At 64.3% G+C, this 15,055-nt stretch carries 16 protein-coding genes; 7 read left to right on the top strand and 9 right to left on the bottom strand.

The annotated features are described in order from the left end of the window. Positions 1-12 precede the first annotated feature (12 nt). From arsH to V3596_RS03170, 5 genes are read right to left on the bottom strand one after another with little or no spacing between them, the layout of a single operon-like run. The gene (gene arsH, locus V3596_RS03190) at positions 13-744 is read right to left on the bottom strand and encodes an arsenical resistance protein ArsH (RefSeq protein ID WP_334276146.1); all 732 of its coding nucleotides are present in this window, start codon (positions 742-744) and stop codon (positions 13-15) included. Further along, positions 737-1,438 carry an MIP/aquaporin family protein gene (locus V3596_RS03185; protein ID WP_334276145.1) on the bottom strand — a complete coding sequence of 234 codons (702 nt, stop codon included), beginning with the start codon at positions 1,436-1,438 and terminating at the stop codon, positions 737-739. The genes arsH and V3596_RS03185 overlap by 8 nt, the downstream gene beginning before the upstream one ends. Before the next feature lie 10 nt (positions 1,439-1,448). Continuing rightward, positions 1,449-1,961, bottom strand: coding sequence for an arsenate reductase ArsC (locus tag V3596_RS03180; RefSeq protein ID WP_334276144.1), 513 nt, complete (start codon positions 1,959-1,961; stop codon positions 1,449-1,451). Positions 1,962-1,979: 18 nt separating this feature from the next. Beyond that, positions 1,980-2,474 (bottom strand): arsenate reductase ArsC, encoded by a 495-nt coding sequence (locus V3596_RS03175; protein ID WP_334276143.1) that lies wholly within the window; start codon positions 2,472-2,474, stop codon positions 1,980-1,982. A 26-nt stretch (positions 2,475-2,500) separates the two neighbouring features. Then, positions 2,501-2,824, bottom strand: a complete 324-nt coding sequence (locus V3596_RS03170; RefSeq protein WP_334276142.1) for an ArsR/SmtB family transcription factor — start codon at positions 2,822-2,824, stop codon at positions 2,501-2,503. Between the two features lie 108 nt (positions 2,825-2,932). On the opposite strand from V3596_RS03170, the gene arsD reads away from it, so the two are divergent. From arsD to V3596_RS03150, 4 genes are all read left to right on the top strand, one after another. Further along, on the top strand, positions 2,933-3,292 hold the full coding sequence (gene arsD / locus V3596_RS03165; RefSeq protein ID WP_334276141.1) for an arsenite efflux transporter metallochaperone ArsD: 360 nt from the start codon (positions 2,933-2,935) through the stop codon (positions 3,290-3,292). A 13-nt stretch (positions 3,293-3,305) separates the two neighbouring features. After that, on the top strand, positions 3,306-5,066 hold the full coding sequence (gene arsA, locus V3596_RS03160) for an arsenical pump-driving ATPase (protein ID WP_334276140.1): 1,761 nt from the start codon (positions 3,306-3,308) through the stop codon (positions 5,064-5,066). 220 nt (positions 5,067-5,286) lie between these two features. Next, a complete protein-coding gene (locus V3596_RS03155) occupies positions 5,287-5,727 on the top strand; it encodes a hypothetical protein (protein ID WP_334276139.1) in 441 nt (146 codons plus the stop codon). A gap of 210 nt (positions 5,728-5,937) precedes the next feature. Beyond that, entirely contained in the window at positions 5,938-8,112 is a 2,175-nt protein-coding gene (locus tag V3596_RS03150; protein WP_416383955.1) for a carboxy terminal-processing peptidase, read from the top strand. Between the two features lie 60 nt (positions 8,113-8,172). Here the strand turns inward: V3596_RS03150 and udk are convergent, their stop codons facing one another. The 3 genes from udk to V3596_RS03135 form a co-directional block, all read right to left on the bottom strand. Continuing rightward, positions 8,173-8,805 (bottom strand): uridine kinase, encoded by a 633-nt coding sequence (gene udk / locus V3596_RS03145; protein ID WP_334276137.1) that lies wholly within the window; start codon positions 8,803-8,805, stop codon positions 8,173-8,175. Positions 8,806-9,078: 273 nt separating this feature from the next. Beyond that, positions 9,079-10,497 carry a peptide MFS transporter gene (locus V3596_RS03140; protein ID WP_334276136.1) on the bottom strand — a complete coding sequence of 473 codons (1,419 nt, stop codon included), beginning with the start codon at positions 10,495-10,497 and terminating at the stop codon, positions 9,079-9,081. A gap of 111 nt (positions 10,498-10,608) precedes the next feature. Next, on the bottom strand, positions 10,609-11,274 hold the full coding sequence (locus tag V3596_RS03135; protein WP_334276135.1) for a Crp/Fnr family transcriptional regulator: 666 nt from the start codon (positions 11,272-11,274) through the stop codon (positions 10,609-10,611). A gap of 52 nt (positions 11,275-11,326) precedes the next feature. Between V3596_RS03135 and V3596_RS03130 the strand changes: the two genes are divergently transcribed. Then, positions 11,327-11,884 (top strand): deoxycytidylate deaminase, encoded by a 558-nt coding sequence (locus V3596_RS03130; protein WP_334276134.1) that lies wholly within the window; start codon positions 11,327-11,329, stop codon positions 11,882-11,884. Positions 11,885-11,996: 112 nt separating this feature from the next. After that, entirely contained in the window at positions 11,997-12,299 is a 303-nt protein-coding gene (locus V3596_RS03125; protein ID WP_334276133.1) for a hypothetical protein, read from the top strand. Between the two features lies 1 nt (position 12,300). On the opposite strand, the gene V3596_RS03120 is transcribed toward V3596_RS03125, so the two are convergent. After that, positions 12,301-12,567 carry a hypothetical protein gene (locus tag V3596_RS03120; RefSeq protein ID WP_334276132.1) on the bottom strand — a complete coding sequence of 89 codons (267 nt, stop codon included), beginning with the start codon at positions 12,565-12,567 and terminating at the stop codon, positions 12,301-12,303. 255 nt (positions 12,568-12,822) lie between these two features. Between V3596_RS03120 and V3596_RS03115 the strand changes: the two genes are divergently transcribed. Then, entirely contained in the window at positions 12,823-14,991 is a 2,169-nt protein-coding gene (locus V3596_RS03115) for a S46 family peptidase (protein ID WP_334276131.1), read from the top strand. Positions 14,992-15,055 lie beyond the last annotated feature (64 nt).

Here is a 15,055-nt window from a genome sequence, read left to right as displayed (position 1 = left end):
CGCCATGCGTTGTCAGATGGCTCGCTGGTTCACTCGTTTGGAGAGTTCCTCTGCGCATTCCTTGCGCTCGCTGTAGCGATCCACCAGGTACGGCCCGAGATCACGGCTCAGCAAGGTGAACTTGAACAACTCCTCCATGACGTCCACGACGCGGTCGTAGAACGACGAGGGCTTCATGCGCCCCTCGTCCGTGAACTCGGCAAAGGCCTTGGCCACGGAAGACTGATTGGGGACGGTCAGCATGCGCATCCAGCGACCCAGCAGGCGCATCTGGTTCACGGCATTGAAGGACTGCGAGCCACCCGACACCTGCATCACCGCCAGCGTTTTGCCCTGCGTGGGCCGCACGGCGCCGGACGAAAGCGGAATCCAGTCGATCTGGGCCTTCATGATGCCGGTCATGGCGCCATGCCGCTCCGGCGAGGTCCAGACCATGCCCTCGGACCAGGCAGCCAGCTCGCGCAGCTCCTGCACCTTGGGGTGGGAGTCGGGCGCGTCATCGGGGAGCGGCAAGCCGCTCGGATTGAAGATGCGCACCTCGGCGCCCATGGCCTCCAGCAGGCGTGCCGCCTCGAAGCTCAGCAGCCGGCTGTAGGAGCGCTCGCGCAGCGAACCGTAGAGCATGAGGATGCGCGGTCGGTGCTGGGAGGGCGAGCGCACAGTCAGGCGCTCTTGAGTTGGGACGTCGAACAACTCCGGCTTCAGGGCCGGAAACGTGGCGTCAGGAAACAGGGGATCAGACATGGCGAGCGGACGTTGATTCGCTGGGAGAGGCCGCGCCAGCAGACTGTGGCGAAGAGAGCAGCCGATGCACGCCCACGGCAACGGCTGCACCGATCAACTCCGCAACAACGAAGCCCAGTGCGCTGGAAGGTGCAATGCCTGCAAAGCTGTCGCTGAACATCCGACCGAACACGGCGGCTGGATTGGCAAACGAGGTCGATGCCGTGAACCAATAAGCCGCACCGATATAGGCGGCCACCATGGCCGCCACGCGCGAACCGGGCGCACGCAGGATCACCAGCAGCAGCCCGAATGTCGCGACACCTTCGGCGATCCATTGCCCCGTGCCGCCGCGCAGCTTGGTGGAGAACTGGAGGATGCTCATGTCGAACATCGCATGCGACAACCAGGCACCGAGCATGGCGCCCAGCAACTGCGCGCCGACATAGGGCGCAAGGGTGGCAAGGGGCAACTCGCCCCGCCAGGCCATGACGGCACTGACCGCCGGGTTGAAGTGGGCTCCGCTGAGCGGCCCGAAGACCTCGATCAGGATGTAGAGGCCGCCCACCGTGGCCAGCGTGTTGGCCAGCAGCGCCACGGCGACATTGCCACCGGACAGGCGCTCCGCCATCACGCCGGAGCCGATGACCACCGCCATCAGCAAGGCCGTGCCCAAGGCCTCAGCAAGGAGCTTTTGAGGAGTGCTCGAGTTCATTGCAGTGACTTCAGCTCTTGGCGATGGCGTTGAGTGCGGCAAGCAGCTCCTGCTTGCCCAGCGTCTCCAGCGGCAGTTGCAGCAGCTGGAGCATGCGATAGCCAATGGCCTGGCGCGTCAGCTCAAAGGCCCGGCGCTTGCCTTCGTCGCCGCCCTCGGCGTTCGACGGATCCGGATAGCCCCAGTGCACCTTGACCGGCTGGCCCCCATCGATGCCGGCGCCAAAGAAGACCGGGCATTGCTCGGCCGCGGCGCTGTCGCAGACGGTGATGACGATGGACAGCGGCGGTGCATCGGGGGAGGTGAACTCGTCCCAGCTCTTGCTGCGATAGCCGCTGACATCGACACCGGCATTGGTGAGCGCCTCCAGCGCAAACGGGTTCAGTCGGCCGCTGGGCGCACTGCCGGCGCTGAAGGCGCGGACATCCTTGCCGGCTTTCGCAGCCAGATGGTTCAGCATGCCCTCGGAGAGCACGCTTCGCGCGGAGTTGTGGGTGCAGAGGATGAGAACGTTGATCGTCATGGCTGCAATTGCGAGAGGTCAGGCTTGGCCGATGTCGCGAACTGCTTCCTGCAACGACATCTTGTCCAGGGTGGTCAGGGGAAGCGCCAACATCAACTCGATGCGGCGCTTGAGGGCCAGCGCGGTGTCCTGGAAGGCTTGCAACTGCTGCGCTTCATCACCTTTGACGGCCGCAGGGTCAGGCAGGCCCCAATGCGCCGTCAATGGCTGGCCCGGCCAAACCGGGCAGACCTCGCCAGCGGCCTTGTCGCAAACCGTGAACACGAAATCCAGTTGCGGCGCATCAGGGCGAGCGAACTCGTCCCAGTTCTTGCTTCGATAGCCATCTGTTGGCAGCTGCAGCCAGGCCAGCGTCTTCAGCGACAGCAGATTGACGGCACCGGCCGGGTGGCTGCCTGCGGAGAAGGCTTTGAACTTGCCTTGCCCCATGTGGTTCATCAGCCCTTCGGCCAGGATCGAGCGGGCCGAGTTGCCAGTGCAGACAAAGAGAACGTTGTAGATCACGGAGCTCACGGGATCCCTTCGGAAGTAGGTAGGAGTCAGCAGGCGCAGGTCGTTGATGACGCTGGCATGCAGGCTTCGCCCTGGCAGCAGTTCTCGGTGAGGTAGGCCAGCAGTTCGTTCATGTGATCGAACGCTGCGCGGTAGACCACATTTCTGCTGATGCGCTCCTGGCTTACCAGGCCGGCATTGCTCAATTCCTTCAGGTGAAAGGACAGCGTCGCGGCCGGGAGCTCAAGCGCCTCGGCGAGTGCGCCGGGCGTCAACCCATGCTGGCCAGCGACCACCAGCAAACGAAACACTTTGAGCCTGTGGGCCTGGGCCAGGGCTGCGAGGGAACGGATCACGTGTTGCTCTTCCATAAGTCGATAATTCTATAGAGTTGGAAATATTGATGCAACACAAGACACGGGCTTGCACTTTGCCGCAAGCTTGTGTCCGTTCAATGACGCAAGCTCCAGGAGACCAACATGCCCTCCATCCAGATCTTCGATCCAGCCCTTTGTTGCAGCAGCGGCGTTTGCGGCCAGGATGTCGATGCTCAGCTCGTCCAGATGTCTGCCGATGTCGACTGGGCCAAGGGTCAAGGCGCCCATGTTGAGCGTTTCAACCTGGCCCAACAGCCCTTGGCGTTCGCGCAGAACGAAGCCGTACGCGGGTTCCTCGAACGCGCGGGGCAGGATGCGCTGCCCATTTCGGTTCTGGAGGGCCAGGTCGTGTTGGCCGGACGCTATCCGAGCCGCCAGCAACTCGCGCAATGGTTAGGCTTGGATACACGTGAACCAGCCACCAGCGCGGGCAATTGCTGCAGCGGTGGCAAGTGCTGCTGAACCGGACCGCCCCATGAAATTTCTTGACGAGTTGCCCCGTTTCGCTTTCTTCACCGGCAAGGGCGGCGTCGGCAAGACCTCGCTGGCCTGCGCCACTGCGGTCAAGCTGGCTGATGCAGGCAAGCAGGTCCTGCTGGTCAGCACCGATCCGGCCTCCAATGTCGGTCAGGTCTTCAGCATCCGCATAGGCAACAAGATCACGGCCGTGCCCGAGGTGAAGAATCTCTGGGCCCTGGAAATCGATCCGCAGGCGGCTGCCCAGGGCTATCGAGATCGAATCGTCGGACCGGTGCGCGGCGTCCTGCCTGTCGATGTCGTGAAGGGCATCGAAGAGCAGCTCTCCGGTGCCTGCACCACCGAGATTGCGGCTTTCGACGAGTTCACCGGCCTGCTCACCGACGAGTCTCTGGTCGAGCGATTCGAGCATGTCATCTTCGACACAGCGCCCACGGGGCACACGATCCGCCTGCTGCAGCTCCCGGGGGCCTGGAACAGCTTCCTGGAGTCAGGCAAGGGCGACGCATCGTGCCTTGGACCTTTGGCAGGGCTGGAGAAACAGCGAGCTCAGTACAAAGCCGCTGTCGACGCACTTGCCGACTCGCAGCGCACCCGACTGATTCTGGTGGCTCGCGCGCAGGCTTCCACCTTGCGAGAGGTGGCGCGCACACACGACGAGTTGGCCCGGATAGGGTTGCGCCGCCAGTACCTGGTGATCAATGGGGTCATGCCCACCGCCGAAGCAGCGCATGACGCCCTGGCTGCTGCCGTGGTTCGGCGCGAGCAGCATGCACTTGCTGAAATGCCAACGCTACTTCGCGACCTGCCGACGGATCAGGTCGCGCTGAAGGCCTTCGACCTGGTCGGCCTTGAAGCCCTGCGCCAATTCTTCGACGATCAGGCTCCGCTGACGAAGACGGGGGATACAACGCAATCTGCGACGCTCGGTGCGCCGACACTGTCTCAGCTCGTGGACGACGTGGCAGCACCTGGGCATGGACTCATCATGGTGATGGGCAAAGGCGGGGTCGGCAAGACGACCCTGGCCGCGGCGCTTGCTGTCGAGCTGGCACGACGCGGGCTGCCGGTTCATCTCACAACGTCCGACCCTGCTGCGCACCTGGCGGAGACTCTGGTCGGTCAGTTGGAGCACTTGACGGTCAGCCGCATCGACCCGCAGGCCGAGACGCTGCGCTATCGAGAGCAGGTGCTGGCGACCAAGGGCAAGAATCTGGATGCACAGGGCCGCGCCCTGCTCGAAGAAGACCTGCGATCCCCGTGCACGGAGGAGATCGCAGTGTTCCAGGCCTTCTCCCGCATCATCCGAGAGGCAGGCCGCAAGTTCGTCGTCATGGACACTGCGCCGACTGGCCACACCCTGCTGTTGCTCGATGCCACCGGGGCCTATCACCGGGAGATTGCCAGGCAGATGTCGATTTCAGGCGTCCATTTCACGACGCCGATGATGCAGCTCCAGGATGAGACTCGGACCAAGGTCCTGATCGCGACGCTGGCGGAGAACACCCCTGTTCAGGAGGCCGCCGTGCTTCAGGATGACCTGCGCAGAGCCGGAATTGAACCGTGGGCCTGGGTCATCAACGGCAGTGTCTCGGTGACGTCAGTGACATCAGCCCTGTTGAAAGCACGCGCCGCCAAGGAGTTGCCCTTCATTGACGCCGTCGCAACGCTTCATGCCAAGCGATATGCCGTCGTGCCGCTACTCCCTGAAGAGCCGATTGGCGTTGACCGGTTGAGCGCGCTGGCGAAACCAAGTTGAACAGTTTGCAAACCAGGCATCAGCGCCCAGTCAGCGAACCCGCGCTTGAGAGACGGCGCCAGGAACGGCATTGAACGCTGTCTGCAGCCATTGCCAGCGATCATCTCGACCCAGGCCCTTGACGACGATTCGCCGCGCCTCCAGGCAAAATCCAGACGAATGGGGCGGGCCTGGCGTCAGGCCCGCCAGGAATCCCTTCTTGGGACATGGAGCAGCATCAATGGCACTGACGAAGAAGGGTGAGTTCTGGTACGGGACGACGTCCGGCGACACCCAAGCCGAACTGCGCAGCTACAGCATCGCGAATGGCCATGAGGCCGTCCGGTTTGCCACGTCCAAATGCGCTTGCGGTTGCCGGACCTTTGCGCTGCAGACCGACGAAGAGGCCGGTGTGGCCATCCGCACCTGCAGCGACTGCGGGCAGGAACACCTGATGGGCGACAGTGCGGGCCACCTTGAAGGCGCCGCGCCCGAGACGCACGGATGCGTGTGCGAGAACGAGGTGTTCGAGCTGGTGTCCGGCGTCGCGGTGCATGCGGGCACCCATGAAGTGCGCTGGTACTACATCGCTTGCCACTGCGTGGAATGCAATCTGGTCGGCGTATTCGCAGACTGGCCGTGTGAAGCGGGTGATGCGGCGGCTTTCCTCGCCGAGGTCTGAGCGGCAGCGCCAACAAGCGGGTGCGTCCGGATTGTGGAGCTGCCCGTCACGAACGTCAGCCCCCGTGACTCGTGGCAGTATCCGGGCCGTAGGTATCCTTCGATGAGCAACCGGCGTTCAGGTCCTGGGCATGCAAGCGATCAGGCAAGCGACCAAGCCATCGACCAGGATTGGCATCGACCCTGAGTTCTTCGGTTCAACCGTGGTGGAGTGAGATTGAAACAAAAGCTGATTGGGTTCTGGCTGACGCTGGCTTTCACAACCACCGTTGTTGTGGCGGCGGACTCTGGGCTTGCTTACCCGCCTCCGCTGAAGCCGGCAGGGCAGGAGGTCAAGGCGGCTCGGCTGGCTGCAGAGCTGCTCTCTCGCTTTCATTACAAGGCCGTTCCGCTGGACGATGCCCTGTCGAGCAAGATGTTCGACCAGTACCTGAAAGCGCTGGACCCCGAGAAGCTCTACTTCCTGCAGTCGGACATTGACCGCCTGGCCGTCGATAAAGCCCGGCTTGACGACGCGATCCTTGGCGAGGACTTGCGCGTGCCCTTCGAGATTTTCAATCTGTACGAGCGCCGGGCCGTCGAGCGCATGGCCTATGCCCGCAGCCTGCTGCTCAAGGGGTTCGATTTCAGCGGCGATGAAACGCTGATGATGGATCGCAAGGACCAGCCCTGGCCCGCTACCGAGGCGGATTCGCTGGACCTGTGGCGCAAGCGCGTGAAGAACGACTGGTTGCGGCTCAAGCTCGCGGGCCAGGACGACGCCGCCATCGCCAAGGTGCTCGACAAGCGCTACGCCAGCGCCGAGAAGCGCATCGGCAAGATCAAGGCCAGCGACGCCTTCCAGGCGTTCATGAACGCCTACACGACGGCGATCGAGCCCCACACCAACTATCTGGGGCCGCGTGCCGCAGAGAATTTCGACATTTCGATGCGCCTGTCGTTGGCGGGCATTGGCGCCGTCCTGACCGATATCGACGGCTACGCCACCATCCGGGAATTGGTGGCCGGCGGGCCCGCCCTCCTGTCAGGCAAGCTGCAGGTGGGCGACCGCATCGTGGGCGTTGCCCAAGGCGAGACGAGCCCCCTCGAAGACGTGGTCGGCTGGCGCCTGGACGACACGGTGGCGCTGGTGCGTGGCGCGGTGGGGTCAACCGTGCGCCTGGACGTCCTGCCCGCCGACCAGGGGCCCGATGCGCCGTTGAAGACCGTCGTCCTGGTCCGCAAGACCATCACGATGCAGGACAGCGCGGCCAAGGCCAAGGTCTATTCGGTGGCGACTGGCGAAGGCAAGCGCCTGATCGGCGTGATCACCCTGCCATCGTTCTACGAGGATGTGGAAGGGCTACGCAGGGGTGACAAGGACTACCGCAGCGCCGGGCGTGACGTGGCACGGTTGCTGGCAGACATGAAGGCCCAGAAGGTCGAGGCTGTGCTGATCGACCTGCGCAACAACGGCGGCGGCTCGCTGCGGGAGGCCATTGGCCTGACAGGGCTGTTCGTCGGCAAGGTGCCGGTGGTCCAGACGCGCAATGCCCGAGGCGAGATCAGCGTCGAGAGAAACATCAATACTGGCGTGGCCTGGGACGGTCCGATGGGCGTGCTGATCAACAGGTCCTCGGCCTCAGCGTCGGAAATCTTCGCCGCGGCGATTCAGGACTACGGCCGGGGCCTGGTCATCGGCGAGCCCAGCTTCGGCAAGGGGACGGTCCAGACCGTGGCTGACCTCGACCAGATCGCCAAGAACACAAGCCCCGTGTATGGCGAATTGAAGCTGACCATCGCGCAGTTTTTCCGGGTGAACGGGGGAACCACGCAATTGCGCGGCGTGACACCGGACATCAGCCTCTTGGCCAGTGGCGACGCCGCCTCGTTCGGCGAGTCGAGCTTTGGCAATGCCTTGCCTTGGACGCGCATCAAGGCGGTCGACTACGTGCCTGTGGGCCAGATCGCCGCTCAAGTTCCGCGCCTGCTGGCGTGGCACGAGAGCCGTGTGCAACGCGACCGTGAATACCAGGGCCTCGTTGAGGATCTTGCCAAGGCCCAGCAACGTCGCAAGAACAATGTGATTTCGCTCAATGAAGCGAAGCGGAGAAAGGAGCGCGCCGATTCAGAGGCTCGCCTGAGCGCCATCCTGGGCGCTGGAGGCAGCAGTGCGGCCGGCGTGCTGGCGGACGATGGCCTGCAATTCAACGAGCGCAAGCTCAGCAAGGATCTGGCCATCGAGAAGACGCAGAAGTCTGTCGTCGACATCCTCCTGAATGAGGCGGTCAGCATCCTGTCGGACAGCGCTGCCTTGAAGGAGGGCAAGACTCAGATGGAATCGAGTGCCTTGTCGACCCGTCCCGTCGTGGTCACAAGCCTGCCTGGCGAGCCAATGAAGCAGTAGGCGGTCGGCGGTTCTCAAGGCCGCCGATCTGGCCCGGCGGCTCCGCGGGGCTCAGCGCCGCTATTTTGGTTGCAGCAGGCTCATCACCTTGGTCGTGATGAGTTCCACCGCCGGCCCATTGGCGCCGTGCGGCAGGATCACGTCGGCGTAGCGCTTGGTCGGCTCGATGAACTGCTTGTGCATCGGGCGCACGGTCTCCAGGTACTGGTTCACCACCGACTCGGTGCTGCGGCCGCGCTCGGAAATATCGCGCTGCAGCCGGCGGATGAAGCGCACGTCCGAGGCCGTGTCCACATAGATCTTCAGCGACATCATGTTGCGCAGCTTGGTGTCGTACAGGGCGAACAGACCCTCGACCAGGATCACCGGCGCGGGCGTCACGGTGATGGTGTCGCTGGAGCGGTTGTCGGCCGCGAAGTCATACACCGGCATCTCGATGGCTTCGCCCTTGCGCAGCGCGGCCAGGTGCTGAGTCATCAGCGGCCAGTCAAAGGCATCGGGATGGTCGTAGTTCTGCTTGCGCCGGTCCTGCGGCGGCATGTGGGACTGGTCCCGGTAGTAGTCGTCCTGCATCACCACCGCCACGTTCTCCGGCCCGATGGCTGCCAGCACCTGGCGCGTGACCGTGGATTTGCCGCTGCCGCTGCCCCCTGCGACACCGATGACGAAAGGCTTGTGAGGGATTTTTGGCATGAGAACGTACGGCGATCTAGGGTGGCGCTTGCGAACTTGCAAGCTGGGGGCAGATTTTGCACTGGCCTCGGGGCCCGTCTCAGGCGGGCACTCGACTATTTGATCAAGTCTCCAGGTTGAGCCCGCCGTGGCGCTGCAATCGTCAAATCGTCAAACTCGTCCCCCATGCTCATCCCCGGTCGCTACCACTGCGGCAACATCCATTTCGAACTGCTGTGGACCACCGAGCCCACGCAGATTTGCGGACGTGGAGGTCGGCTGTGCGAGCTCGCTTTAGGCCTGGGCGCCGGCCGCTTGATCGTCCGGCTCCAGCAGCTTGCCGAAGAACAGCTTGACCGCCAGCAGCAGCACGCCGGCGCTGGCGACCAGCACGGCATGCAGGCCCCAGAACTGCATGCCGCTCATCTCTTCAAGGAAGCCTGCCAGCCAGCCGACGAACGTGTTGCCGAGGAAAAGATGCAGGTAGTAGATGCCCAGGAACAGGCCTTCCATGCGCAGCGGGGCGGTGCGTGAGTACAGCGCCATGCCGACCGGCAGGATGTTGGCGAAGCCCAGGTTGTTGAGCAGCGTGTAGCCGATCGTCCAGGCGAAGCTGACCTTGCCCTGGCCACCATCGACGGTGACGGAGGCGATCATCAGTAGCGCTGGCGCGCAGGCAGCGAGCAGGGCGCCTAGGGCCATCTTGGTCACTTCATCGGGCTCGCGGCGGCGCGTGGCCCACCAGCGCCAGAAGGCGATGGAGAAGATCATGGTCGTGGTGCTCATCACCGCGTCCACCGACTGCAGCCAGGTCACCGGCACCTGCCAGCCGAACAGCAGCAGGTCCATGTTCTTCTGCGACCACAGCGGGAAGGCGTTGTTGTACTGCTGGTTGCCGACGATGGACAGCATCAGCACCGGGATCAGGCCAATCAGCAGCGCAAAGCGCGCCTTGTCGCGTCGAGTCATGGGCTGCCTGGGCGCTTTCGCGTCGGCATTCTTCACGCGCGGCGTTTCTGGCGGCAGCCATTTGCGGCCGGCCAGGTAGACAAACAGGCCGAACACCATGCCCACGCCGGCAGCGCCAAAGCCCCAATGCCAGGCCACCTTCTCGCCGAGCGTGCCGCAGACGATGGGCGCCACGATCACGGCAATCTGTATCGCCAGCATGAAGATCTGGAAGGCGCTGGCGCGACGCTTGTCGCCCGGGGCATAGAGCGAGCCGACCTGAGCGGCGATATTGCCCTTGAAGCAGCCAACGCCCAGCAGCAGGCAGGCCAGCGCGACCAGGAACAGCAGCTCGAAGGCCATCAGGAAATGGCCCAGCGCCATCAGCACGGCGCCGATGACGACCGTCTTCGTGCGGCCCAGCACCCGGTCGGCCAGCAGTCCGCCGAACAGCGGGGTCAGGTAGACGAAGCCGGCGTAGAGGCCGAACACCACCGAGGCCAGTTGCTGCGGCGAGCGCGGGCCGGTCACGCCTTCAATGAGGGCGCGCAGCTGATGGATGCCGGCGACGTTGCCGATGTTCTCCGGCAGGAACAGGTAGTTGCTGAGGTACAGCACCAGCAGCGCCTGCATGCCGTAGTAGGAGAAGCGCTCCCAGAGCTCGCAGAACGAGAGCCAGCCGAGGCCGGCCGGATGGCCGAAGAACGCGCGGTCGTCGCGTATGTAGGGTGCGGCCGGTGTGGCGGCGGTGGATGCAGAAGACAAGGCGGGTCCCGGCTCTGATTTGAACTGGGCGCGACTGTCCTCGAATTGGGCTGCGCTGGCAACCCGCCTTGACAAGGGGGTGCCTGGCGCCAGCAAGCTCTCAACAGCGTCTCAATAGGCGCGCAGCCTGGGCAGGTCGTGCACCTCGATTCCGCGGCGAGACAGGCTCACCAGCCCCTGCTGCTCGAGCAGCTGCAAGGCGCGATTGGCGCGCTGGCGCGAAACGCCGGCCATCTGGCCCAGCTCGGCCTGGCGGATGTCGATGAAGCTGCCGGGCTCCGGGTAGAGCTCGGGATTGAACAGGCCGGCCAGGCAGTGGGCGACGCGGGCAGTGGAGTCGAGCAGACGGTCATCGCACATCCGGGCAATGAACTGACCCATCCGCGCACTCATCAGCACTTGCAGGTGGTGATTGAAGGGCAGGCTGGTGGCGCGCAGCCATTCGAAAGTTTCACGCGGCAGCTGCGCCACGCGGCAATCGCGCAGCGCCACCGCGTCGTACTGCCAGTGCCCGCGCTTGATCAAGGTGCCCTCGCCAAACCAGCCCCCGCTGGCGATGCTGGTCAGGCTGGTCTCGCGGCCCTCGGCCGAGCCCACGCTCATCTTGCCGAAGCCGCTGATCAGGCCGAGCCAGTGCTGGGCCAACTGCCCGCTGCTGACGATGGCTTCGCCCGCCGGCACCTTGCGCTCACGCGCATCCTGCAGCACGCGGGCGAGCTCCGCAGCGGCGAGGTTGCGGCCCCAAATTGATTTCGTGAGCATCTCTTGCAGGTCCATGGCGGGGCATTCTAGGGAGGCATCGTCGGGCCATGGGTACACTTTCCCTGCGATGCAAAACACACCTCTGATCCACTGGCATTCGATGTTCATGGGCGTTGCCCTGCTGGCCGCCGCCCGTTCCAAGGACGGCCGCAAGCGCAACGGCGCCTGCATCGCCGGTGCGGACAACAAGATCCTGGGCGTCGGCTACAACGGCCTGCCGCGCGGTTGCGACGATGAAGACCCGAGCTATTGGGCCGACGAGGACGACAACCCGCTGCGCTCGCGCCACAGCTACATCGTGCATGCCGAGGTCAACGCCATCCTCAATTGCGTGGTCTTGCCGCTGACCGGCGGCACCATCTACACGACGCAGTTCCCGTGCCCGCGCTGCGTGCAGTCCATCATCCAGGTGGGCATCAAGCGCGTGGTCTTTCTCGAGAAGAAGTCCACCCACGTCGCGCAGAACGGCGCGGCCGACAAGATGCTGGCAGATGCCGGCATTGAGGTCTTGCGCCTGGAAGAGCTTGAAGCCCCGGCTGCGAGCTGGTGCCAGAAGCTGGACAGCTTCATCCAGGAGACGGGGCCGGCGCTGCACGGTCGGCCTGAAAGTCCCAACGTCGACTGACCTGCACCCGGCTTGAGCCGAATTAGCGGGGTCTTTGCCTGCTTTTTCGGACTTAAGTTTTGGCGCCGGCTCGCATCATGGCGGCACAAGCATTCCGTCGATGAGGCCGCCCATGTTCATCCCGCTCGATCTGGTTCCCGCATCCAATGCCGGCACGCTGTGGCAGGACGAATCGTTCGACCTCGGCAGCCTGATTGCCGGTCCTGTCGCCATGGGCGAGCTGCAGCACTTCGAGCAACTGATGCGGCAGGAAGGCACTGCGGTGCAGCCCACCCGAATGATCTACGACCGGCTCTATGCCTTCGAGCGCCTGGCCAAGGGCCATGCCAGCAGCAACACCGAACTGCGCGAGCTCTCGCTGACCTTGTTCGAGAGCTACCAGAGCGCCGGTGAGTGGATCGGGCTGATTCACTGATTCATCTCAGCAGCGCTTCGTAGTCACACCGCAAGACGCCGCGCCGGTGCAGCCGCACCCGCGCGGCTGAATACATTTCGGGCAGCAGATGGGCCGTCAGGCAGGCCAGCAGCCACAGTGGCGCGTCCAACATGATGACCACGGGCACGCCCAGCAGGCCCACCAGCCAGGCCATCAGCACCAGGTCCCAGGCTTGCAATTCCACCGCATGGCCGCGCGAATGCAGGCGCAGCCAGCGCTTGATCAGGCTGAGTTGTCGGACCGTCATGGGGTGCTCCTGTCAGCTTCGCGTCAGGGACCTTTATCGCGCAATCCGGGCCCTGGCGCCAGCTTTCCCGGGCTTCGACGCGATGATTTTTGTATCGTCGCCTGGGCTTCGGACCATCAGGGGTGACTTTCGTCATTCGGGCAAGCCTTATGGGGAAACCCTTAGAACGGTGCTAGTCTTCTGGGCTTTGCTGTTCGGCCCACAAGGCCATACGCCCCGCGCCCACCCCGGCGCGCCCCACCTGGACCTGATTCAATGAAAAAGCTCTCCTCGCTGAGCCTGGCCATCCTGGCCCTGGCTGCCGCCGGTGCCGCGCGCGCCGAAGAAGGCATGTGGATGCCCTCGCAACTGCCGCAGATCGCAGCGCCGCTGAAGGCCGCCGGCCTGGCCCTGGACCCGGCCAAGCTGAAGGACCTGACCCAATTCCCGATGAACGCCGTGATCAGCCTGGGTGGCTGCACCGCTTCGTTCGTCTCGCCGCAAGGCCTGGTGGTCACCAACCACCACTGCGCCTACGGCAGCATCCAGTACAACTCGCGTCCTGACCGCGACCTGATCAAGAACGGCTTCCTGGCCGCCACGTTCGCCGACGAGCTGCCGGCCGCTCCGGGCAGCCGCGTGTTCGTGACCTCCGAGGTCAAGGACGTGACGGACCGCGTGATCGACGCCAAGGTGGCCGCGCTGACGGGCAAGGCCCGTGTCGATGCGATGGAAGCCAACGAGAAGGCCCTGGTCGCCGAGTGCGAGAAGGACGCCGGCCACCGCTGCAACGTCTACGGCTTCTACGGCGGCGTGCAGTACCAGCTGATCAAGCAGATGGAAATCCGTGACGTGCGCCTGGTGCACGCACCGGCCGACGGTGTCGGCAAGTTCGGTGGCGACACCGACAACTGGATGTGGCCGCGCCACACGGGCGACTACAGCTTCTACCGCGCCTACGTGGGCCCGGACGGCAAGCCGGCCGACTACAGCAAGGACAACAAGCCCTACCAGCCCAAGTCCTACCTGAAGCTGGCCAGCAGCCCGCTGAAGGAAAACGACTTCGTGATGGTCACCGGCTACCCCGGCCGCACCAACCGCTACCGCCTGCCGGTGGAAGTGGACTTCACCTTCAGCTGGCAGCAGCCCACCGTGATCAGCGCGTTCGAGCAACGCCTGGCCATCATCAAGGCCGAGACCGAAGGCCGCAAGGACGCCGAGCTGAAGTACGCCAGCACGGTCGCCGGCCTGAACAACACGATGAAGAACTTCCAGGGCCAGCAGGAGAGCTACATCGGCTCCGACATCCTGGACCGCAAGCAAAAGGGCTATGCCGATCTGAAGGCCTGGGTCAATGCCGACCCGAAGCGCGCCAAGGAATGGGGCGCCGACTTCGCCACGGCCGAGAAGCTGATCGCCGAGCGCCAGGCCATCGGCAAGGCCGAGATGGCCATGGGCATGGGCAGCCCCACGCTGCTGGGCACGGCCCGCACGCTGGTGAAGCTGGCTGAGGAACAGCAAAAGCCTGATGCCGAGCGCAAGTCCGGCTTCCAGGCCCGCGACATGAGCCGCATCGCTGCCGGCCTGCAGTCGCTGGAGCGCCGCTACGACGAGAAGGTCGACAAGGCCATCGCCGCCAGCTTCCTGGTCAAGTACCTGGCCCAGCCGGCCAGCACGCTGAACCCGACCTTCCTGTCGGCCCTGGGCCTGACGGCCGGCATGAACGAGGCCGCCATCAAGGCTCGCCTGGACGTGCTGTACGCCGGCTCCAAGCTGGCTGACCGCGCCGAGCGCACGTCTTGGGTCGGCAAGAAGCCGGCCGACTTCAAGGCCAGCGACGACGCCTTCATCAAGGCCGCCGTGGCCCTGTATGCCGACGACGAAGCCCGCGAAACCCGCGACAAGGAACTGGGCGGCCGCGTGCAGCAGGCCTATGCCAGCACCATGAAGGCCCTGATGGCCTACAAGGCCAGCCGCAAGGAAGCCCTGTACCCCGATGCCAACAGCACGCTGCGCGTGAGCTTCGGCAAGGTGACCGGCCGCACGCCGGGCGCCGATGGCAGCAACTGGACGCCGTTCACCACCCTGGCCGGCGTCAGCGCCAAGGCCACGGGCACGGGCGAGTTCAATGCACCGGCTGCACAGCTGGCCGCCATCAAGGCCAAGAAGTTCGACAAGTACGCCGCCAAGGAACTGGGCAATGTGCCGGTCAACTTCCTGGCCACGCTGGACACCACCGGTGGCAACTCCGGCTCGCCAGTGCTGAACAGCAAGGCCGAGCTGGTGGGCCTGCTGTTTGACGGCACGCTGGACGCCGTGATCGCCGACGTGGACTTCAACCCCAAGATGGTTCGCTCCATCGTGCTGGACGCCCGCTACATGCAGTGGCAAATGAAGGTCGTCGACAAGGCCGACAACCTGCTGAAGGAGATGGGCGTTCAGTAATCGCGCTGATCGTTCTCGCTCTCCGGAAAGGCCCGCTCTTGCGGGCCTTTTCATTTGCACGATA

The sequence above is a fragment of the Roseateles microcysteis genome (genome assembly GCF_036880965.1).
In the GTDB taxonomy this organism is placed as follows: Bacteria; Pseudomonadota; Gammaproteobacteria; order Burkholderiales; family Burkholderiaceae_C; genus JAUASW01.
This window is presented reverse-complemented; position numbering and strand designations above follow the sequence as displayed.